The organism is Allobosea sp. BE125 (assembly GCF_031456075.1).
Classification (GTDB): domain Bacteria; phylum Pseudomonadota; class Alphaproteobacteria; order Rhizobiales; family Beijerinckiaceae; genus Allobosea.
In genome coordinates this window covers 1-20,486 of sequence record NZ_JAVDTY010000023.1, presented here as the reverse complement: position 1 = coordinate 20,486, position 20,486 = coordinate 1, and the positions used below count along the sequence as shown (strand labels likewise).

General features: G+C 64.3%; 17 protein-coding genes and 1 tRNA gene. All 18 read right to left on the bottom strand.

The window, feature by feature from the left end:
* A partial coding sequence (locus tag J2Y55_RS29970) for a GTP-binding protein (RefSeq protein ID WP_139221393.1) occupies window positions 1-95 on the bottom strand: 95 nt, incomplete at its 3' end.
* Window positions 96-149: 54 nt separating this feature from the next.
* Window positions 150-2,225 (bottom strand): elongation factor G, encoded by a 2,076-nt coding sequence (gene fusA, locus J2Y55_RS29965; protein WP_310160528.1) that lies wholly within the window; start codon window positions 2,223-2,225, stop codon window positions 150-152.
* Between the two features lie 34 nt (window positions 2,226-2,259).
* Window positions 2,260-2,730, bottom strand: a complete 471-nt coding sequence (rpsG, locus tag J2Y55_RS29960; protein WP_092178538.1) for a 30S ribosomal protein S7 — start codon at window positions 2,728-2,730, stop codon at window positions 2,260-2,262.
* Window positions 2,731-2,802: 72 nt separating this feature from the next.
* Window positions 2,803-3,174 (bottom strand): 30S ribosomal protein S12, encoded by a 372-nt coding sequence (rpsL, locus tag J2Y55_RS29955; RefSeq protein WP_038358286.1) that lies wholly within the window; start codon window positions 3,172-3,174, stop codon window positions 2,803-2,805.
* Window positions 3,175-3,609: 435 nt separating this feature from the next.
* Window positions 3,610-7,827, bottom strand: a complete 4,218-nt coding sequence (rpoC, locus tag J2Y55_RS29950) for a DNA-directed RNA polymerase subunit beta' (protein WP_310160527.1) — start codon at window positions 7,825-7,827, stop codon at window positions 3,610-3,612.
* A 127-nt stretch (window positions 7,828-7,954) separates the two neighbouring features.
* Window positions 7,955-12,076, bottom strand: a complete 4,122-nt coding sequence (rpoB, locus tag J2Y55_RS29945; protein WP_092178542.1) for a DNA-directed RNA polymerase subunit beta — start codon at window positions 12,074-12,076, stop codon at window positions 7,955-7,957.
* Between the two features lie 258 nt (window positions 12,077-12,334).
* Window positions 12,335-12,709, bottom strand: coding sequence for a 50S ribosomal protein L7/L12 (gene rplL / locus J2Y55_RS29940; RefSeq protein WP_103717372.1), 375 nt, complete (start codon window positions 12,707-12,709; stop codon window positions 12,335-12,337).
* Window positions 12,710-12,763: 54 nt separating this feature from the next.
* Window positions 12,764-13,279, bottom strand: coding sequence for a 50S ribosomal protein L10 (rplJ, locus tag J2Y55_RS29935; protein WP_310160526.1), 516 nt, complete (start codon window positions 13,277-13,279; stop codon window positions 12,764-12,766).
* A 505-nt stretch (window positions 13,280-13,784) separates the two neighbouring features.
* Window positions 13,785-14,483, bottom strand: a complete 699-nt coding sequence (gene rplA / locus J2Y55_RS29930) for a 50S ribosomal protein L1 (RefSeq protein ID WP_069692165.1) — start codon at window positions 14,481-14,483, stop codon at window positions 13,785-13,787.
* 13 nt (window positions 14,484-14,496) lie between these two features.
* A complete protein-coding gene (gene rplK / locus J2Y55_RS29925) occupies window positions 14,497-14,928 on the bottom strand; it encodes a 50S ribosomal protein L11 (protein ID WP_069692166.1) in 432 nt (143 codons plus the stop codon).
* A gap of 157 nt (window positions 14,929-15,085) precedes the next feature.
* Complete coding sequence (locus tag J2Y55_RS29920) at window positions 15,086-15,703, bottom strand: cytochrome b (RefSeq protein ID WP_310160525.1); 618 nt, start codon at window positions 15,701-15,703, stop codon at window positions 15,086-15,088.
* Complete coding sequence (locus J2Y55_RS29915) at window positions 15,700-17,310, bottom strand: methyl-accepting chemotaxis protein (RefSeq protein ID WP_310160524.1); 1,611 nt, start codon at window positions 17,308-17,310, stop codon at window positions 15,700-15,702. The genes J2Y55_RS29920 and J2Y55_RS29915 overlap by 4 nt, the downstream gene beginning before the upstream one ends.
* A 110-nt stretch (window positions 17,311-17,420) precedes the next feature.
* The gene (nusG, locus tag J2Y55_RS29910) at window positions 17,421-17,954 is read right to left on the bottom strand and encodes a transcription termination/antitermination protein NusG (protein ID WP_069692167.1); all 534 of its coding nucleotides are present in this window, start codon (window positions 17,952-17,954) and stop codon (window positions 17,421-17,423) included.
* A gap of 14 nt (window positions 17,955-17,968) precedes the next feature.
* Window positions 17,969-18,163, bottom strand: a complete 195-nt coding sequence (secE, locus tag J2Y55_RS29905; protein ID WP_069692168.1) for a preprotein translocase subunit SecE — start codon at window positions 18,161-18,163, stop codon at window positions 17,969-17,971.
* Between the two features lie 180 nt (window positions 18,164-18,343).
* Window positions 18,344-19,075 carry a class I SAM-dependent methyltransferase gene (locus tag J2Y55_RS29900; RefSeq protein WP_310160523.1) on the bottom strand — a complete coding sequence of 244 codons (732 nt, stop codon included), beginning with the start codon at window positions 19,073-19,075 and terminating at the stop codon, window positions 18,344-18,346.
* A gap of 49 nt (window positions 19,076-19,124) precedes the next feature.
* Window positions 19,125-19,200: transfer RNA gene (locus tag J2Y55_RS29895), tRNA-Trp, on the bottom strand.
* A 111-nt stretch (window positions 19,201-19,311) separates the two neighbouring features.
* Window positions 19,312-20,100 carry a dihydrodipicolinate synthase family protein gene (locus tag J2Y55_RS29890; RefSeq protein WP_310160522.1) on the bottom strand — a complete coding sequence of 263 codons (789 nt, stop codon included), beginning with the start codon at window positions 20,098-20,100 and terminating at the stop codon, window positions 19,312-19,314.
* Between the two features lie 254 nt (window positions 20,101-20,354).
* Window positions 20,355-20,486 (bottom strand): EF-Tu C-terminal domain-related protein (locus J2Y55_RS29885; RefSeq protein WP_465247570.1); only part of this gene is annotated, 132 nt, incomplete at its 5' end.

Below are 20,486 nucleotides of genomic sequence, written 5' to 3'. Positions count from 1 at the left end.
ATCGCCGCCGTCAAAGACGTCTTGCCATGGTCAACGTGACCAATCGTTCCAATGTTGCAATGCGGCTTCGTGCGCGCGAATTTCTCTTTGGCCATCGTAGCCTCCGTCCGTCAGGTCGTTTTCAATGTTCAGCGAATAGTTGTGTCGGTTCAGGCGTACTTGGCCTGGACCTCGGCGGCGACCGCCGAAGGCACTTGCTCGTAGTGGTCGAACTGCATCGTGTAGTTGGCGCGTCCCTGGCTGAACGAACGCAGCTGGTTGACGTAGCCGAACATGTTGGCGAGCGGGACCATCGCGTTGACGACGACCGCGTTGCCGCGCATGTCCTGGCCCTGGATCTGGCCGCGCCGCGAGTTCAGATCGCCGATGACCGAACCGGTATAGTCTTCCGGGGTCACCACTTCGACCTTCATGATCGGCTCGAGCAGCACGGAGCCGCCCTTCTGCAGGCCTTCGCGCAAAGCAGCACGCGAGGCGATTTCGAAGGCGAGCGCCGAGGAGTCGACCTCGTGGAAGGCGCCGTCGATCAGCGTGACCTTGACGTCGACGACCGGGAAGCCGGCGATCACGCCGGAGCCGATGACCGAGTTCAGGCCCTTTTCGACGCCGGGGATGTATTCCTTCGGAACCGTTCCGCCGACGACCTTCGATTCGAACTCGAAGCCCTTGCCGGTCTCATTCGGCTCGATCACCAGCTTGACGCGGGCGAACTGGCCGGTACCGCCGGTCTGCTTCTTGTGGGTGTAGTCGATCTCGGCCTTCTTGGTGATCGTCTCGCGATAGGCCACCTGGGGAGCACCGATATTGGCGTCCACCTTGTAGGTCCGGCGCAGGATGTCGACCTTGATGTCGAGATGCAGCTCGCCCATGCCCTTGAGAATGGTCTGGCCGCTCTCCTGGTCGGTCGAAACGCGGAACGAGGGATCCTCGTTGGCAAGCTTCGCCAGAGCCAGGCCAAGCTTCTCCTGGTCGGCCTTGGACTTCGGCTCGATCGCGATCGTGATGACCGGCTCGGGGAATTCCATACGCTCCAGGATGACCGCCTTGACGGGGTCGCACAGCGTGTCGCCGGTGCGGACGTCCTTGAGGCCGGCCAGGGCGACGATGTCGCCGGCGAAAGCCTCCTTGATGTCTTCGCGGTTGTTCGCGTGCATCAGCAGCATGCGGCCGACACGCTCTTTCTTGTCGCGGGTCGAGTTGATGACGCCTGCGCCGGTCTCGATCTTGCCCGAATAGACGCGGCAGAAGGTGATGGTGCCGACGAAGGGGTCGTCCATGATCTTGAAGGCGAGCATGGAGAAGGGATCCTCGTCCGTCGGGTGACGAACGGTCTCTTCCTCGGTCTTGAAGTCGATGCCCTTGATCTCGCCACGATCGACCGGCGAGGGCAGGAAGTCGACGACCGCGTCGAGCAGGGGCTGGACGCCCTTGTTCTTGAAGGCCGAGCCGCAGAGCACAGGATGGAAGGCGCGGCGCTGCACCGCGGTGCGGATCAGCTTGCGCAGCGTCTCGGCGTCGGGCTCGGTGCCTTCGAGATAGGCTTCCATGGCCGCATCGTCCATGTCGACGGCGGCTTCAACGAGCTTGTTGCGATATTCAGCGGCCTTGTCGGCGAGATCGGCGGGGATCTCCTTCTCTTCGAAGGAAGCGCCCAGCGCTTCGCCGTTCCAGACGATCGCCTTCATCTTGATCAGGTCGACGACGCCGGCGAAATCCGACTCGGACCCGATCGGGATCTGCAGGCACACCGGCTTGCCGGCGACGCGGTCAATGATGTCCTGGACGCAGCGATAGAAATCGGCGCCGGTCTTGTCCATCTTGTTGACGAACACGATGCGCGGCACGTCGTATTTGTCGGCCTGGCGCCAGACGGTCTCGGTCTGGGGCTCGACGCCCTGGTTGCCGTCGAGCACGCAGACGGCGCCGTCGAGCACGCGCAGCGAACGCTCGACTTCAATGGTGAAGTCGACGTGGCCGGGGGTGTCGATGATGTTCAGGCGATGTTCGCGCCACAGACAGGTGGTCGCAGCCGAGGTGATCGTGATGCCACGCTCCTGCTCCTGCTCCATCCAGTCCATGGTGGCGGCGCCGTCATGGACTTCGCCGATCTTGTGCGACTTGCCGGTGTAATACAGCACGCGCTCAGTCGTCGTCGTCTTGCCGGCGTCGATATGCGCCATGATGCCGAAATTACGGTATCGGTTGATGGGATGAGTGCGTGCCATAGGAGCGCTCTGTCTTTCCTAGTCTGACGAACGGTTACCAGCGATAATGCGAGAAGGCGCGGTTGGCTTCCGCCATCCGGTGCGTGTCTTCACGCTTCTTCACGGCATTTCCGCGGTTGTTGGCGGCATCCATCAGCTCCGAGGAGAGCCGCTCGACCATCGTCTTGTCGTTACGGCCGCGAGCAGCCGTGATCAGCCAGCGGATCGCCAGCGCCTGACGACGCTCGGTGCGAACCTCGACCGGAACCTGGTAGGTGGCGCCGCCGACGCGACGCGAACGGACCTCGATCGCCGGAGCGACGTTCTCGAGCGCGCTCTTGAAGACGGCGAGCGGGTCGCTCTTCAGCTTGCCCTCGATGATATCGAAAGCGCCATAGACGATCCGCTCGGCGGTCGACTTCTTGCCTTCGTACATCACCGAATTCATGAACTTCGTCACGATGATATCGTGGAACTTCGGATCGGGAATGATCTCACGCTTTTCAGCGCTATGGCGGCGGGACATCGTCTAGTCTCCGGTCAAATCTCAAAAGCTGCGAACAGGCTCGGGCTCATCGCCCCGCCAGTCTGGCAGAACTCACTTCGGACGCTTGGCGCCGTACTTCGAACGGCGCTGCTTACGGTTCTTCACGCCCTGCGTGTCGAGCACACCGCGAAGGATGTGATAACGCACGCCGGGCAAGTCCTTGACGCGGCCGCCGCGGATCATGACGACCGAGTGCTCCTGGAGGTTGTGACCCTCACCAGGAATATAGCCGATCACTTCGAAGCCGTTGGTCAGGCGCACCTTGGCGACCTTACGCAACGCGGAGTTCGGCTTCTTCGGCGTCGTCGTATAAACGCGCGTGCAGACGCCGCGCTTCTGCGGGCAGGATTCAAGCGCCGGAGCGGTGTTGCGCGCCTTGACGGGCGAACGTGGCTTGCGAATGAGCTGGCTGATTGTCGGCATTCTGGCCTCTCGCTCCACTGAGCGTTTGGAAATCTCTAAATCGATGCCCAGATCAACCGAAGCCATGGCACAAACGAAACTGCGCCATCGGCTCCCGGCAGGGAAACCTCAGGCGCATTCGCCAGCAGAGGAACACGGATCACTCCGCATTCATGCTTCTCACCATGTCGTCAATCGACGCTGGAATTCCGAAGGCGTTTCGGTCGCGACATTCGCTCGCAACGAGGCAAGCGACAAACGTGTCCGACAACCTTCGACAGTGGCGCGCTTATGACTCGCAACCCGAGTCGCGTCAACCCCAATTCTGGCGACTTCGCCCTGCACGCGGCCCAAACAGCGTGTTCAGCCGCGGCAACGGGTCAAGCGCCCTCCCCCGCAAAGCAAAATGGCCGCCCGAAGGCGGCCATTTCGTAACGATCAGGCGTCAATGCGCCGTCATTCGGCCGCGGGCAGCGCCGCCGCAACGGCAGCCGCTGTTGCGGCGGCGGCCTTGGCCGCCGAAGCGGCCGCCTTCGCCGCAGCATCGGCCTTCTGACCGACGATGAGGTCGTCACGACGCGTCGCCACCTGCTTGATGCGGGCGACCTGCGCGCCGGTGCCGGCCGGGATCAGCGAGCCGACGATGACGTTCTCCTTGAGGCCTTCCAGCGTGTCGTACTTGCCGTTGACCGCCGCCTCGGTGAGGACGCGGGTGGTCTCCTGGAACGACGCCGCCGAGATGAAGGACCGCGTCTGCAAGCTCGCCTTGGTAATGCCGAGCAGCACAGGGACGCCGGAAGCGGGCTTCTTGCCCTCTTCCTTCATCTTCGCATTGATCTCTTGCAGCTCGATGCGGTCGACCTGGTCACCGGTCAGGATGTCGGTGTCGCCCGACTCGGTGATCTCGATCTTCTGCAGCATCTGCCTGACGATGACCTCGATGTGCTTGTCGTTGATGCCCACGCCCTGGAGGCGATAGACCTCCTGGATCTCGTTCACCAGATAAGCCGCCAGCTCCTCGACGCCCTTGATCGCCAGGATGTCGTGCGGGGCCGGGTTGCCATCGAGGATGTAGTCGCCCGTCTCCACGACGTCGCCGTCCTGGAGATGGATGTGCTTGCCCTTGGGGATCAGGTACTCGAGCCCCTCGGAACCGTCATGCGGGGTCAGCGTGACCCGGCGCTTGTTCTTGTAGTCCTTGCCGAAGCCGATGACGCCGGCCTTCTCGGCGATGATCGCCGCATCCTTGGGACGACGCGCCTCGAACAGCTCCGCCACCCGCGGCAGACCGCCGGTGATGTCGCGGGTCTTGGCCGAGTCCGTCGAGACACGGGCCAGCACGTCACCCGCCTTGATATGGGAGCCGGGCTCGACCGAGATGATGCCGTCGACAGGCAGGATGTAGCGGGCTTCACCACCACGCGCGAGCTTGGCGATCTTGCCGTCCGGCCCATGCACCGTCAGAGCCGGGCGCAGATCGGACGTACGGGCCGAGCCGCGCCAGTCGATGACGACGCGCTTGTTGATGCCCGTCGCCTCGTCGGTCGTCTCGGTGATCGACATGCCGTCGACCAGGTCCTCGAAGCCGACGGAGCCGTCGACCTCGGCCAGGATCGGGCGGGAATAGGGATCCCACTCGATCAGGCGCTGGCCGCGCTTGACCTTGTCGCCCTCGTCGATGCGCAGCTTCGAGCCGAACTGGACGCGGTGAACCGCGCGCTCGGCGCCGTCCGGCCCCACGATCACGACGGCGATGTTGCGCGCCATTGCGATCAGGTCGCCGTCCGAATTCCGGGCGAGGTTGCGGTTGCGGATCTTGACCACGCCTTCGAAGTTCGACTCGACGAAGGACTGGTCGGCGATCGTCGCCGCGCCACCGATGTGGAAGGTGCGCATGGTGAGCTGCGTACCCGGCTCGCCGATCGACTGCGCCGCGATGACGCCGACGGCCTCGCCCATGTTGACGGGCGTGCCGCGAGCAAGATCGCGTCCGTAGCAGGTGGCGCAGACGCCGTTCTTGGTGGCGCAGGTCAGCACCGAACGGATCTTCACCTCCTGCACACCGGCGGCGTTGATCGCCTCGATGTGGTGCTCGTCGATCATCGTGCCCTTCGGCACCAGGACCTTGCCGTCGATGTCGGTGACATCTTCTGCCGCCGAGCGGCCGAGGATGCGGATGCCGAGCGAAGCGACGACCTGACCCGCGTCGATGATGGCGCGCATCTTGATGCCGCTCTCCGAGCCGCAATCGACCTCGGAGATGATGGCATCCTGCGCCACGTCGACGAGACGGCGCGTGAGATAGCCGGAGTTGGCCGTCTTGAGCGCGGTATCGGCGAGGCCCTTGCGGGCGCCGTGGGTCGAGTTGAAGTACTCGAGAACGTCGAGGCCTTCCTTGAAGTTCGAGATGATCGGCGACTCGATGATCTCGCCCGAGGGCTTGGCCATCAGGCCACGCATCGCCGCGAGCTGCTTCATCTGGGCTGGCGAACCACGCGCTCCGGAGTGGCTCATCATGTAGATCGAGTTGATCGGCTTATCGCGACCGTTCTCGTCCTTCTTCACGGTCGAGATGCGGGCCATCATCTCCTGGGCGAGCTTGTCGGAGCACTTCGCCCAGGCGTCGACGACCTTGTTGTACTTCTCGCCCTGGGTGATCAGGCCGTCCTGGTACTGCTGCTCGTAATCCTTGGCGAGCGCGCGGGTGGTGTCGACGATCTCCCACTTGTTCTCCGGCACGACCATGTCGTCCTTGCCGAAGGAGATGCCGGCCTTGAAGGCGTGGGTGAAGCCCAGCGACATGATGCGGTCGCAGAAGATCACCGATTCCTTCTGACCGCAGCCGCGATAGACGGCGTCGATCATTCCCGAGATTTCCTTCTTCGTCATCAAGCGGTTGCTGACGTCGAAGGTCATGTTCGGGTGCTTGGGCAGCGCGGTCGAGAGAATGACGCGGCCAGGCGTGGTGTCGTAGATCTTGGTGTAGGACTTGCCGTCCTGATCGACGCCGGTCCAGCGGTATTTGATCTTCGAATGCAGCGTCACGACCTTCTCGTGCAGCGCGTATTCGAGCTCGCCGAAGTCGCCGAAGATCTTGCCCTGGCCCGGCTCGCCGTCAGAGACGATCGAGAGATAGTAGAGGCCGAGCACGATGTCCTGCGACGGCACGATGATCGGAAGACCGTTGGCCGGGTGCAGGATGTTGTTGGTCGACATCATCAGGACGCGTGCTTCCAGCTGCGCTTCCAGCGACAGCGGAACGTGCACGGCCATCTGGTCGCCGTCGAAGTCGGCGTTGAAGGCAGCGCAGACCAGCGGGTGAAGCTGGATCGCCTTGCCTTCGATCAGCACCGGCTCGAAGGCCTGGATGCCGAGCCTGTGCAGCGTCGGGGCGCGGTTCAGCAGCACCGGATGCTCGCGGATGACCTCGTCCAGGATGTCCCAGACCTCGGGCTTCTCCTTCTCTACCAGCTTCTTGGCCTGCTTGACCGTGGTCGAGTAGCCCTTGGCGTCGAGGCGCGCATAGATGAAGGGCTTGAACAGCTCAAGCGCCATCTTCTTGGGCAGCCCGCACTGGTGCAGCTTCATCTCCGGGCCGACCACGATGACCGAACGGCCGGAGTAGTCGACGCGCTTGCCGAGCAGGTTCTGGCGGAAGCGGCCCTGCTTGCCCTTCAGCATGTCGGCGAGCGACTTCAGCGGACGCTTGTTGGCGCCCGTGATGACGCGGCCGCGGCGGCCGTTGTCGAACAGCGCATCGACCGATTCCTGCAGCATCCGCTTCTCGTTGCGGATGATGATGTCGGGCGCGCGCAGTTCGATCAGCCGCTTCAGGCGGTTGTTGCGGTTGATCACCCGGCGATAGAGGTCGTTCAGGTCGGAGGTCGCGAAGCGGCCGCCGTCGAGCGGCACCAGCGGGCGCAGATCGGGCGGGATCACCGGAATGATGGTCATGACCATCCATTCCGGCTTGTTGCCGGACTGCTGGAACGCCTCGATGATCTTGAGGCGCTTCATCAGCTTCTTGGGCTTCAGCTCCGACGTCGTCGTCGCGATCTCATGCTTGAGATCGGCGTTGATCTGGTCGAGGTCGAGCGCGCGCAGCATCTCGCGGATGGCTTCCGCGCCGATCATCGCCGTGAACGTGTCGGCGCCGTACTCTTCCTGGCAGCGGACATACTCTTCCTCGGACAGGATCTGACGGTCCTTGAGAGGCGTCAGGCCCGGCTCGATGACGACATAGGACTCGAAATAGAGAATGCGCTCGAGATCCTTGAGCGGCATATCCATCAGCAGGCCGATGCGCGAGGGCAGCGACTTCAGGAACCAGATATGCGCGACGGGAGCGGCGAGCTCGATATGGCCCATGCGCTCGCGCCGGACCCGCGCAAGCGTGACTTCCACGCCGCACTTCTCGCAGATGACGCCCTTGAACTTCATGCGCTTGTACTTGCCGCACAGGCACTCGTAGTCCTTGATCGGCCCGAAGATGCGGGCGCAGAACAGGCCGTCGCGCTCGGGCTTGAAGGTCCGGTAGTTGATGGTCTCCGGCTTTTTGATCTCGCCATAGGACCAGGACAGGATCTTCTCCGGGCTCGCGATCGAGATCTTGATCGCGTCGAAGGCCTGCTGCACCGGCTGCTGGCCGAAAAGGTTCATGACCTCTTGCTTCATTGCCTGTCTCCTACCGCCGGCGGGGGATAAGACCGCCCTGCCCGGCTATCATAACCATCGGCCTGCGGCGTGAGTGCCGCAGGCATTATCTCGTTCCCGGCGCGTCTTGAGCGACGCGCCGTGCGGCTTACTCGGCCGCTTCAGCCGGCGGCAACTCGCCCGGCTTCACCTTGTTGCTGATCAACTCGACGTTGAGGCCGAGCGAGCGCATTTCCTTGACGAGCACGTTGAAGCTCTCGGGGATGCCCGCTTCGAAGTTGTCCTCGCCGCGCACGATCGACTCGTAGACCTTGGTGCGGCCCGCGACGTCGTCCGACTTCACCGTCAGCATTTCCTGCAGCGTGTAGGCGGCGCCGTAAGCCTCGAGCGCCCAGACCTCCATCTCGCCGAAGCGCTGACCGCCGAACTGCGCCTTGCCGCCCAGCGGCTGCTGGGTGACGAGCGAGTACGGGCCGATCGAACGGGCATGGATCTTGTCGTCGACCAGATGGTGCAGCTTCAGCATGTAGATGTAGCCGACCGTGACCTTGCGGTCGAAGGGCTCGCCGGTACGGCCGTCATAGAGCGTCGACTGGCCGGACGAGTGAAGCCCCGCCTGCTCCAGCAGCCGCTCGATATCGGCCTCCTTGGCGCCGTTGAACACCGGCGTCGCCATCGGCACGCCGCGACGCAGGTTCTGACCCATCTCGACGAGTTCGTTCTCGTCCATCGACGCGATGATCTCGTTGTCGTCGTAGACAGCGTCGAACGAAGCCCGCAGCGCCTTGACGTCATGGCCCTTCTTATAGGCGTCGAGCGCGGCACCGATCTGCTTGCCCAGACCCGCAGCGGCCCATCCGAGATGGGTCTCGAGGATCTGGCCGACGTTCATGCGCGACGGCACGCCCAGCGGGTTCAGCACGATGTCGGCATGGGTGCCGTCCTCGAGGAACGGCATGTCCTCGGCCGCAACGATGCGCGAGACCACGCCCTTGTTGCCGTGACGGCCGGCCATCTTGTCGCCCGGCTGGATCTTGCGCTTCACCGCGACGAAGACCTTGACCATCTTCATCACGCCCGGAGGCAGCTCGTCGCCGCGCTGCAGCTTCTCGACCTTGTCAAGGAAGCGCTGCTCGAGGCGCTTCTTCGACTCGTCGTACTGCTTCCGCATCGCTTCGATCTCGGTCATCAGCGGATCGTCGCCGACCGCAAACAGCCACCACTGCGAACGCGGGAACTCGCTCATGCCCTCGCGGGTGATGACCGTGTCCTTCTTGAAGCCCTTGGGGCCGGCAAGACCGGTCTTGCCGTTCAGGATGTCGGCGAGACGGGCGAAGGTGTTGCGGTCGAGGATCGCCTGCTCGTCGTCGCGGTCCTTGGCGAGACGCTCGATCTCCTCGCGCTCGATCGCCTGGGCGCGCTCATCCTTGTCGACGCCATGGCGGTTGAACACGCGCACTTCGACGATCGTGCCCTGCACGCCCGGCGGCACCCGCAGCGAGGTGTCGCGCACGTCCGAGGCCTTCTCGCCGAAGATGGCGCGCAGCAGCTTCTCTTCCGGCGTCATCGGGCTTTCGCCCTTGGGCGTGATCTTGCCGACGAGGATGTCGCCAGCAGCCACTTCGGCGCCGATATAGACGATGCCGGCTTCGTCCAGGTTCTTCAGCGCTTCTTCCGAGACGTTCGGGATGTCGCGCGTGATTTCCTCCGGACCCAGCTTGGTGTCGCGGGCCATAACCTCGAATTCCTCGATATGGATCGAGGTGAAGATGTCTTCCGAGACGATCTTCTCCGAGAGCAGGATCGAGTCCTCGAAGTTGTAACCGTTCCACGGCATGAACGCGACGAGCACGTTGCGGCCGAGCGCGAGCTCGCCGAATTCGGTCGACGGGCCGTCGGCGACGATGTCACCCTTCTTGATGATGTCGCCGACGCGCACCAGCGGACGCTGCGTGATGCAGGTCGACTGGTTGGAGCGCTGGAACTTCTGCAGGCGATAGATGTCGACGCCGGGCTTGGTCGGGTCCATCTCGTCGGACGCGCGGATAACGATACGCGTCGCGTCGACCTGGTCGACGACGCCGCCACGGCGGGCAGCGATCGCAGCGCCCGAGTCGCGGGCGACGACGGCTTCCATGCCGGTGCCGACGAAAGGCGCATCGGCGCGAACCAGCGGCACCGCCTGGCGCTGCATGTTCGAGCCCATCAGCGCGCGGTTCGCGTCGTCGTTCTCAAGGAACGGGATCAGCGCCGCGGCGACCGAGACGAGCTGCTTGGGCGAGACGTCCATGAAGTCGACCTTGTCGACCGGCGTGACGATGACTTCACCGGCGCGGCGGCAGACGATCAGGTCGTCGGTGAGACGGCCTTCCTTGTCGGTCGCGGCATTGGCCTGGGCGACGTTGTACTTCGCCTCCTCCATCGCCGAGAGATAGATGATCTCGTCGGTCTGGCGGCCGTCGCGGATGCGGCGATAAGGGCTCTCGATGAAGCCGTACTTGTTCACCCGCGCGAAGGTGGCGAGCGAGTTGATCAGACCGATATTCGGGCCTTCCGGCGTCTCGATCGGGCAGATGCGGCCGTAATGGGTCGGGTGCACGTCGCGCACCTCGAAGCCGGCGCGCTCGCGGGTCAGGCCGCCCGGTCCAAGCGCCGAAAGACGACGCTTATGCGTGACTTCCGAGAGCGGGTTGGTCTGGTCCATGAACTGCGAAAGCTGCGACGAGCCGAAGAACTCGCGCACGGCGGCAGCCGCCGGCTTGGCGTTGATCAGGTCCTGCGGCATCACCGTGTCGATGTCGACCGAGGACATGCGCTCCTTGATGGCGCGCTCCATGCGCAGCAGACCCAGGCGATACTGGTTCTCCATCAGCTCGCCGACCGAGCGGACGCGGCGGTTGCCGAGATGGTCGATGTCGTCGATCTCGCCCTTGCCGTCGCGCAGGTCGACCAGCGCCTTGACGACCGCGAAGATGTCCTCCTTGCGCAGGATGCGCACGGTGTCCTCGGCGTCGAGGTCGAGGCGCATGTTCATCTTGACGCGGCCGACGGCCGACAGGTCGTAGCGCTCCGCGTCGAAGAACAGCGACTGGAACATGTTCTCGGCGGTCTCGAGCGTCGGCGGCTCGCCGGGACGCATCACGCGGTAGATGTCGAACAGCGCCTCTTCACGGCGCGAGTTCTTGTCCACGTTGAGCGTGTTGCGGATATAGGGGCCGACCGTGATGTGGTCGATGTCGAGCACCGGGATCTCGTCGAAGCCCGCATCGGTGAGCAGCTTCAGCGACTTCTCGGTGATCTCCTCGCCGGCCTCGGCGAAGACTTCGCCGGTCGCGGGGTTGACCAGATCCTCGGCGATGTACTGGGTGTAGAGGTCCTCGTCCGTAGCGCGCAGGAACTTGAGGCCCTTCTCGGCGAGCTGCCGGGCGGTGCGCGCGACGAGCTTCTTGCCGGCCTCGACCACGACCTCGCCGGTGTCGGCGTCGATCATGTCGGCGGTGGCCTTGAAGCCCTTCATGCGCTCCGCGTCATAGGGAACGCGCCAGCCCTTGGGATCGCGGACATAGTTGATATGGGCGTAGAAGCGGCTGAGGATCTCCTCGCCGTCCATGCCGAGCGCGAACAGCAGCGACGTGACGGGGATCTTACGCTTCCGGTCGATACGGGCGTAGACGATGTCCTTGGCGTCGAATTCGATGTCGAGCCAGGACCCGCGATACGGGATGATGCGCGCGGCGAAGAGCAGCTTGCCCGAGGAATGGGTCTTGCCCTTGTCGTGATCGAAGAACACGCCAGGCGAACGATGCATCTGCGAGACGATGACGCGCTCGGTGCCGTTGACGATGAAGGTGCCGTTGTCGGTCATGAGCGGCATGTCGCCCATGTAGACATCCTGCTCCTTGATGTCCTTGACCGACTTCGCCTGGGTGTCGGGATCGATATCGAACACGATCAGGCGCAGCGTCACCTTGAGCGGCGCAGAGAAGGTCATGCCGCGCTGGCGGCACTCGTCGACGTCGTATTTCGGCGGCTCGAAGGTGTACTTGACGAATTCGAGCAGCGAAGCGCCCGAGAAATCGCCGATCGGGAAAACCGACTTGAAGACGGACTGCAGGCCTTCGTCGCCGCGGCCGCCCTTGGGCTCGTCGACCATCAGGAATTGGTCGTAGGACGCCTTCTGAACCTCGATGAGGTTCGGCATCTGCGCCACTTCCTTGAGTTTTCCGAAGAACTTGCGGACGCGCCTGCGGCCCTGGAGCGAATTGACCATGTTGTTCCTCGCAATCTCTCGGACGGCTCACCCGGCAGTCTGCCGCAGTAGAGGCGGCTTGGCCGCCGGGTGAGCCGTTCGGCGCATCATCGCGCCGACATCATCTGAACTGGAGCCCCACAACGCAAAGTTGCGTCAGAAGCTTTCTCAACCTGTCCGCACGCAAGTACGGAAACGACGCAACAGCCCCGGAGGCGGAAAGCCGCCCCGGGACTGTCTGTGTTGACTAGGGTCGGACCGGCATCACGCCGGCCCAGCTCACTTGAGCTCGACCTTGGCGCCGACGGCCTCGAGCTGCTTCTTGAGCTTCTCGGCCTCGTCCTTGGTCACCGACTCCTTGACAGCCTTCGGAGCGGCTTCGACCAGATCCTTGGCTTCCTTGAGGCCCAGGCCGGTGATGGCGCGGACTTCCTTGATGACTTCAATCTTCTTGTCGCCGGCGGCGGCAAGAATGACGTTGAACTCGGTCTGCTCTTCGACAGCAGCAGCAGCGGGGCCAGCGGCGGGGCCGGCAACCGCAACGGCGGCGGCGGCAGAGACGCCCCACTTCTCTTCGAGAAGCTTGGCGAGGTCGGCGGCCTCGAGGACCGTGAGGGACGACAGCTCGTCAACGAGCTTAGCAAGATCAGCCATGGTTAAGTTCCTACGTAAAAGAGGTTCGAACGTTGATCAGGGGTAACTGGCCGTTCAGGCCGCATCCTTGTCGGCATATGCCTGAAACACGCGCGCGAGCTTCGCAGCAGGCGCGGTCGAGAGCTGGGCAAGCTTGGTTGCAGGAGCCTGAAGCAGGCCGAGCAACTTGGCGCGCAGTTCGTCGAGCGAGGGCATCGTGGCCAGGGCCTTGACGCCGTCGGGGTTCAGGGCGGTCTTGCCCATCGCGCCGCCGAGGATGACGAGCTTGTCATTGTCCTTGGCGAAAGCGGTGGCGACCTTCGGCGCCGCGACCGGATCGTTGGAATAAGCGATCAGGGTGGGACCCGTCAGCAGCTTGCTGATGGACGCGACGTCGGTGCCTTCAAGAGCGATCTTGGCCAGCCGGTTCTTTGCGACCTTCACGGTGGCGCCATTGGCCTTCATCTCGCGACGAAGCTTCTGGAACTGGGCCACCGTCAAACCCGCATAGTGGGCCACGACGACGACCGACGTGTTCGCAAACACACCGTTCAGCGTCGCGACGGCATCATTCTTTGCCGTTCTATCCACTGGGCTCTCTCCGGTAGGCGGCAGGCTTGAGGGCTTGCCGCCGGTTGCACGTGTCGCTCTCAAGAAACCCCGGTTGACACCGGCGCTGGATAAGAGCGACGCTCAGTGCCCTGTCCCCGCTCTTGACCGTTGCCGGCCGCGATCGGGCGAGATGGTTCGAACCGTCTTCGGGACCTTGCGATCCCGCTTGAGCTCTTGCACCGTCTATGCAGGCCTCTTGGCGAAATTATGCCCCCAGCCGAAGCCGAGGAGCACCTGCAGTCTCAGACAGGACTGGATGATTCGGGCCCAAAGATCGCTCTCCGCGCCCCAAACATCCATTCTTCGGCGGCAAACCGCCGAAAAACGCGAAACGGACCCCCTCGTGCGAAGCACGCTGGAGCCCACATCACTTATGGAAACAGGCCTGCGTCTTAACGCTTTCGCCTGCTTCTGCCAAGTGGGGACTTGACCCCGTCGGATCAAGCCCGGGCAACGGCCGGCGCAAAGCCGGCCGTCAGGCCTCTCAGCCGCCCATCACCGTGTTGGGCTCGATCTTGACGCCCGGACCCATGGTCGAGGAGATCGCGACGCGCTGGATATAGGTGCCCTTGGCGCCGGCAGGCTTGGCCTTGGCGACGGAATCGGCGAACGCCTTGATGTTCTCGGCGAGCTTGTCGGCCGTGAACGAGACCTTGCCGACGGCAGCATGCACGATGCCGGCCTTCTCGACGCGGAACTCGACCGAGCCGCCCTTGGACGCCGCAACCGCGGTGGTGATGTCCATGGTGACGGTGCCGACCTTCGGGTTCGGCATCAGGCCGCGCGGGCCCAGCACCTTACCGAGACGGCCGACCAGCGGCATCATGTCCGGGGTCGCGATGCAGCGATCGAACTCGATCGTGCCCTTGGAGACGAGATCGACCAGCTCTTCGGCGCCGACGATGTCGGCCCCGGCCTTCTTGGCCTCTTCCGCCTTGGCGCCGCGAGCAAACACGGCGACGCGCAGGACGCGGCCCGAGCCGTTGGGCAGATTGCAGACGCCACGGACCATCTGGTCGGCGTGGCGCGGATCGACACCCAGGTTCATCGCGACCTCAACGGTCTCGTCGAACTTGGCGTTGGCGCGCTCCTTGACCATCGCGACAGCGAGATCGAGCGGGTAGAGCTTGGTGCGGTCGATGCCCTCACGGGCCTTCACGACGCGCTTTGCGACATGTGCCATCGTCTGTTTCCCCTCAGCCCACGACTTCCAGGCCCATGGACCGGGCGGAGCCCTTGATCATGGACGAGGCGGATTCGATCGAATCGCAGTTGAGATCGGCCATCTTCTTCTCGGCGATCTCAGTGATCTGAGCGACGGTGACCTTGCCGACATTGCCGCCGCGACCAGGCGTCTTCGAGCCGGCAGTCAGGCCAGCGGCCTTCTTCAGCCAGTACGAGACCGGCGGCTGCTTCATCTCGAAGGTGAAGGAGCGATCCTGATACGCGGTGATGATCACCGGGATCGGCATGCCCTTTTCCATCTGCGCGGTCTTCGCGTTGAAGGCCTTGCAGAATTCCATGATGTTGAGGCCGCGCTGACCCAGCGCCGGACCGATCGGCGGCGACGGATTGGCCGCGCCCGCCGGAACCTGAAGCTTCACGTAACCCGTGATCTTCTTTGCCATGATGGCTGCTCCTGCCGTCCGCTCCGACGCCTATCGGAACGACGACGCCCTGCCCGCGAACTGCTTCGCTCGGGGTCAGGGTGGTTGCAGAGCGTGGTGCGGCAGGGTGATCCGGTTGGCGACCGGCCGGCCTCCCACGCAAGTGAGGCGCGGGCTATTACATATTCAAAGCGGAAGGGGAAGCACTTTCCGGCTGCGTCATCTTGCCCGGCGGCAAAGCGGCGCGTGCGCCGCCGCGCTGAATGAAGTCCCCGAGCGCGATGCCGATATGCGCCACGACCAGCGCGATCAAGCCGAAGGCGAGCCAGGCATGGCTCCTGAACAGCAGCTCCGAATAGCCCGCCCCTTCCGGCCAGATCGGCGGCAGCGAAAAGCCGAAATAGACCCCGCGCGCGCCATAGTCGGATATGCCGGCCAAGCCCAGCAGCGGCGTCAGGATCAACCCCGCATAGAGAATGCCATGGACGACACGGCTACCCGCCCCCCGGCGCCAACGCCCCGTCAGTTGCGCGAAGACCCGATAGCAAAGCCGCAACAGGACCAGCCCCAGCAAACTCGACCCAGCCGTCTTGTGGAAGAGGTAGAATGCGTCCGCCAGCAGTCCATCGCCGATCTGCTTCATCAGGACGCCGGTCGCGAACATGACGAGCACGAGCCCGGCCGTCAGCCAATGCAACAGCTTCGGAATGGCCGGGAACGTTCGCTGTCCCCGCCCCTCGACGATATGGATCGGCTCGAAAGCCCCCGCGCCTGCGCGTGCGGCTGGTGCACTCATGCGCTCACCCCATGCGTCTCGACGATGAAGGCATCGACCGCCTCCCGCAGCTCGGAGGCCTTGCGGTCGAGATCTGCCGAGGCCAGCGTCGCGACCTCGCCGGTCCGCCGCCAGCTCTCAACCATGCCGGCGACCTGTCCGACCTGTTCCGCCGCGAGCCGGACATCGCCTGCCGTCTTGGCGGTGCTGTTGCTGATCGAGCGCGAACTCGCCTCCTGGCGCTGCGCCAGCCCCGAAATCGCCGCGGCCGCACGATCGACCTGATCGACCGAGGCGACCAGCGCGCCGACGCGTTCCGACATGCCGCCGGCCGCCGCGCGGATCGCCGCCAGTCCGCGCCGGACCTCCTCCGTCGCTTGCGCCGTCCGGTTGGCGAGCTGCTTGACCTCGGCGGCGACCACGGCGAAGCCGCGCCCGGCCTCGCCCGCATGCGCGGCCTCGATCGTCGCGTTGAGGGCGAGCAGATTGGTCTTGCTCGCCACCTGTTCGATGATGTCGATGACCTGGTCGATGCTGCGCACGGCCTCTGCCAACTCGACATTGTCGTCGGCCGCTGCCGAAACCAGGGATTTGGCGGCTTCAGCCACGGCCGAGGTCGCCTGCGCCTCGCCCGTAGTGTTGGCCAGGAGCGTCGACACCTCGGCGATGGAACGGGCAACGTCGTCGACATGGGACGAGGCGCGCTGCGTCGACTGCGCAGCCGCGGCCGCCTGGGCATCGACGGAGCCTGACAGACGAGCGAGTTCGCCCGACGCCCCCGACATCCGCGCGGCATGCTGCTCCAGCGCGGACGCGATCGCGGCGATGCGCTCCTGGAAGGCGACGCTGTGGATTTGAATCCGCTCCTGCCTGGCGATCTCCTCCGCCAGGGAGGAAAGCCGCGCCGCCGCCGCGGCCTGCTGCGAGCGCTGCTCGCCGAGATGCGTCGCCAAGGCACGGCCGAGCATGCCGATCTCGTCGCGGCGCATCGCGACCTTGTCGAGCCAGCCCTGGTCCCGCTCGCTCGTGCCGAGCGCTCGGGCCATGCCGATGATCGGCTTGACCAGCCAGCGATATTCGAGCGTCACGATCATCACCACCGTGAACACGGTCAGCAACGACAGCAGGATCTTGTTCTGGCGCGCATTGTCGACGTGGTGGGCGAGCCGGCCGGCGACCGCGCCAACGCCCTCGTTCAGGGCCATGCGCAGCTCGTTGCGCTTGGCTGTGGATTGGCGGAGCGCGACGCGCGCAGCCTCGCGATCCGTGGCGGCAAACCGGGCCAGTTCGCGCAGCAGCGCGACCGCCTCCTCGGCGCGCCTGCGCACCTCGCCGTCAAGTGAGGCGGCGACGCCAGCCGTGACGCGCTCCACCGATTCGATGTCGGCCCGCTCCGGCACGGCGCCATTGTCGGGCAACAGGGCGTTGATCACGCGCTGATAGGCGGGGCTCGTCGTCGCCATCGCGTCAGCAGCAGCCACGCGCGCGACGAGATCGCGCGAGAACTCGGACAGCCGGCTGGCTCCGACGAATTCGGTCGCGGCGAACAGGCAGGCCAGCAGGCCGAGCATGGCGCCCCAGAGCGCCAGGCGCTGATCGACAGTCGCCCTGAAGGACTTTGGAAACATGCCACCCGCGCCAGATCGTCAGGCGCGGACCCTGCGGCAAGCGGGTGAAGGAGCCGTTAACCACGACGACTCGGTGGGCACGCGGCCCGCCGAGCCTTGTCAGGCAATGTTCAGAGCTTCTCGACCTGGCCGTATTCGAGCTCGACCGGGGTCGCGCGGCCGAAGATCGAGACCGCGACCTTGAGGCGGGCGCGGCCGTGATCGACATCCTCGACCACGCCGTTGAACGAGGCGAAGGGCCCGTCGGAGACCTTCACCTGCTCGCCGATCTCGAAGACGACCGTCGGCTTGGGCCGCTCGATGCCCTCGGCGACCTGGCCCTTGATCCGCATCGCCTCGACCTCGGGGATCGGCATGGGCTTGGCCTTGTCGGCGCCCAGGAAGCCGGTGACCTTCGGCGTGTTCTTGATCAGGTGATAGACCTCGTCGGTCATCTCGCACTTCACCAGCACATAACCGGGGAAGAACTTGCGCTCGGCATCGACCTTGCGGCCGCGGCGAACCTCGACGACCTTCTCGGTCGGCACCAGGACCTCGTCGAACTTGTCGGCGAGATTGCGCTGCGCCGCCTGATCGCGGATCGACTGCGCGACCTTGTTCTCGAAGTTGGAATAGGCGTGGACGATGTACCAGCGAGTTGTCACGTGTCTGATTCCGTTCAGCGTGCGCCGAGGATGATGCCGAGCGACCAACGAATGATCGTATCGGTGAAAAGGAAGAACAGGCTCGAGACGACCACCATGGCGAGCACGAGACCCGTCGTGATCAGCGTCTCGCGCCGAGACGGCCAGGTGACCTTCGTCGCTTCGGTGCGAACGTCCTGCAGGAAGCTGAAGGGGTTGGTCTTAGCCATCGTATCACCTCGGGTTCCAAAACCGCGCTCCGGCCCTCGCCGAAGGCCGAATCGGCCGTCCTGAAACATTCGCGGCGCGGGGCTCGTGGAGCCGCGCGCCGTCATGACGTGCCTCTTACAACGGGCCGCAGCGTTAGCCAAGCGCCTTTTCAGCGGCCTGGGAGCGGCCCTGGACAGGAGCTAGAGGCGTTTGCAGCCCAGGAGCAGGAAGGATGGCCGCTCCCGCTCCTTCGCCCATTCCGGATGGGCCATAACTTGATCCTCGCTGGGAGCCCATTCGACGCAATGCGTCAGGGCAAAGCCGGCGCAGTGGAGCAAATCGAGATAGGTCGCGATCGTGCGGTGCTGCTTGATCACGCCCTTCGCCAGCCAGTCCGTGGTGCGCGGCCCTTCCGCCAGATAGCCGTTCACAGGCCAGGCCGGCCGCCCGTCGGGGTCGAGCGACCAGCCCTGATGAGCAGGAGCCGTCATCAAGGGGTGTTCGACCGAGCAGACCAGCATGCCGCCGAGGGGCAACGCCTGCCCGACCCTCTCGAGTAACCCGCCGAGATCCGTCAGATAATGAAAGGCAAGCGAGCTATAGGCGAAATCGAAGCTGCCGGGTGCCGGCGCGAAGCGCTCCAGATCGGCGCGCTCATAGCTGACGGCCTTGTCGCCGGTCTCTTCCCGCGCCCTTGCCAGCATGCGCTCGGAGACATCGACGCCGAGCACGCTCGCGGCGCCATTCTCCCGCGCCCAGCGGCAAAACCAGCCAAAGCCGCAGCCGAGATCGAGAACCCTGAGGCCGCGCAGATCGGGAAGGAAGCTTTGCAGCACCGGCCATTCGGGCGCGCCGTCGAGGCCGTGAAGCGAACGCGGCAACTGGCTGTAGGCGCTGAAGAAAGCCGGCGTATCGTAGATGTTCTGCGTCATCGGCGATCTACAGAACCAACCGGCGCCGGAAAGCGGCTTCGTGCGGGACTGGCAGGGGCGGTAGGGCTCGAACCTACGACAACCGGTTTTGGAGACCGGTACTCTACCAACTGAGCTACACCCCTGTAGTCGGCGATGCTTTGCCTCAAGGCGCGGAGGTTTTCAAGTCGAAAACGCAGCCGATCATCATCCTTTGCGGTAGGGGCCGAGTTCCCTGGCATAACGCTCGACCAGCTTCAGGCCGAATTCCGTCGGCCGCAGCGCCGGGCCGCGATCGACTGCATGATGAAGATAATGGCCGGCAGCACCTCCCGGTAGACGGCTTCGGCTCCCGCTTCGTCCTTCGCAATATAGCGATTATAGGCGCGCAGCGCATAGTCGATCGTGTCTGGCGCCAGGATCATGCCGACACAGCCGGCGCGGAAATTGTCGATCAATTCGAGCCCGCCCCGACCATTCAGGATGGGCAGGCGCCCTTCGGTGACCGCGATCAGCCGCTCGATCTCGACGACGGAGCCCTCTCCCTTGATGAGGCAGATGTTCGGGTGCTGCCGCACCAGTTCGCGGATATCCTCCGCCGACAGGCCACGGCCCATATAGGCAGGCGCGTTCTGGATCGCGACCGGTAACGAGGTTGCCTCGGCGACGCGCCCGAAGAAGCGGATATACTCGGCGGCGCCGAAGCTGCCGACCATGGGCGGCTGGAGAATCACCCAATCCGCGCCATTCCGCTCCGCGACGCGGACGAGATCGATCTGCTCCGCCACCGACGAGCCGAAGATGGTGAAGGCGAGCGGCTTGCGGCCGGCAACGTCCTCCGCCATCCACTCCATGATCGTGCGGCGCTCGGCAACGGTGAGCTTCGAGACTTCGGTGGCGAGGCCAAGCGCCGCCATGCCCTGCACGTCGAGATCGAGGCTGATCTGAGTCTGCCGGCGCATCGCATCGCGATCCAGCCGCTCCTGCGCGTCGAACAGGGCGAAGACGATCGAATGGATGCCGGGAAAAGGTGGCTTGAAATCCATCAGGCATGCTCCTCCATGATCGGAGCGGCTGGGTCCGCTCTCTCAGGCAAATCTAGAGCATGAAATTCGCAGGCGGCGCATAACGCTTCGGCGGGCCGGCTGCGCGGCAAGGGCATGGATTAAAACAGAAAAGGGCGGCGTTTCCGCCGCCCTTTCAAAGCTTTGCAGCCGGTGCTTGAATCAAGCGATGATGCTTGCGACGACGCCTGCACCGCAAAAGCCTGCGGTTTCCGCTGGCGTCGTTGTTGCTTCGATCAGGCAATGATCGAAGCAACAACGCCGGCTCCAACCGTGCGGCCGCCTTCGCGGATGGCGAAGCGCAGCTTCTCCTCCATCGCGATCGGCACGATCAGGTGCACTTCCATGGCGATGTTGTCGCCAGGCAT

What these genes read in the sequence shown, in the direction of transcription:
- J2Y55_RS29915 (WP_310160524.1), bottom strand. Translation starts at nt 17,310, where the DNA reads ATGTTTCCAAAGTCCTTCAGGGCGACTGTCGATCAGCGCCTGGCGCTC.
- rpsL (WP_038358286.1), bottom strand. Translation starts at nt 3,174, where the DNA reads ATGCCGACAATCAGCCAGCTCATTCGCAAGCCACGTTCGCCCGTCAAG.
- rpoB (WP_092178542.1), bottom strand. Translation starts at nt 12,076, where the DNA reads ATGGTCAATTCGCTCCAGGGCCGCAGGCGCGTCCGCAAGTTCTTCGGA.
- rplL (WP_103717372.1), bottom strand. Translation starts at nt 12,709, where the DNA reads ATGGCTGATCTTGCTAAGCTCGTTGACGAGCTGTCGTCCCTCACGGTC.
- J2Y55_RS29920 (WP_310160525.1), bottom strand. Translation starts at nt 15,703, where the DNA reads ATGAGTGCACCAGCCGCACGCGCAGGCGCGGGGGCTTTCGAGCCGATC.
- rpoC (WP_310160527.1), bottom strand. Translation starts at nt 7,827, where the DNA reads ATGAAGCAAGAGGTCATGAACCTTTTCGGCCAGCAGCCGGTGCAGCAG.
- fusA (WP_310160528.1), bottom strand. Translation starts at nt 2,225, where the DNA reads ATGGCACGCACTCATCCCATCAACCGATACCGTAATTTCGGCATCATG.
- J2Y55_RS29890 (WP_310160522.1), bottom strand. Translation starts at nt 20,100, where the DNA reads ATGGATTTCAAGCCACCTTTTCCCGGCATCCATTCGATCGTCTTCGCC.
- J2Y55_RS29900 (WP_310160523.1), bottom strand. Translation starts at nt 19,075, where the DNA reads ATGACGCAGAACATCTACGATACGCCGGCTTTCTTCAGCGCCTACAGC.
- rplK (WP_069692166.1), bottom strand. Translation starts at nt 14,928, where the DNA reads ATGGCAAAGAAGATCACGGGTTACGTGAAGCTTCAGGTTCCGGCGGGC.
- rplA (WP_069692165.1), bottom strand. Translation starts at nt 14,483, where the DNA reads ATGGCACATGTCGCAAAGCGCGTCGTGAAGGCCCGTGAGGGCATCGAC.
- secE (WP_069692168.1), bottom strand. Translation starts at nt 18,163, where the DNA reads ATGGCTAAGACCAACCCCTTCAGCTTCCTGCAGGACGTTCGCACCGAA.
- rpsG (WP_092178538.1), bottom strand. Translation starts at nt 2,730, where the DNA reads ATGTCCCGCCGCCATAGCGCTGAAAAGCGTGAGATCATTCCCGATCCG.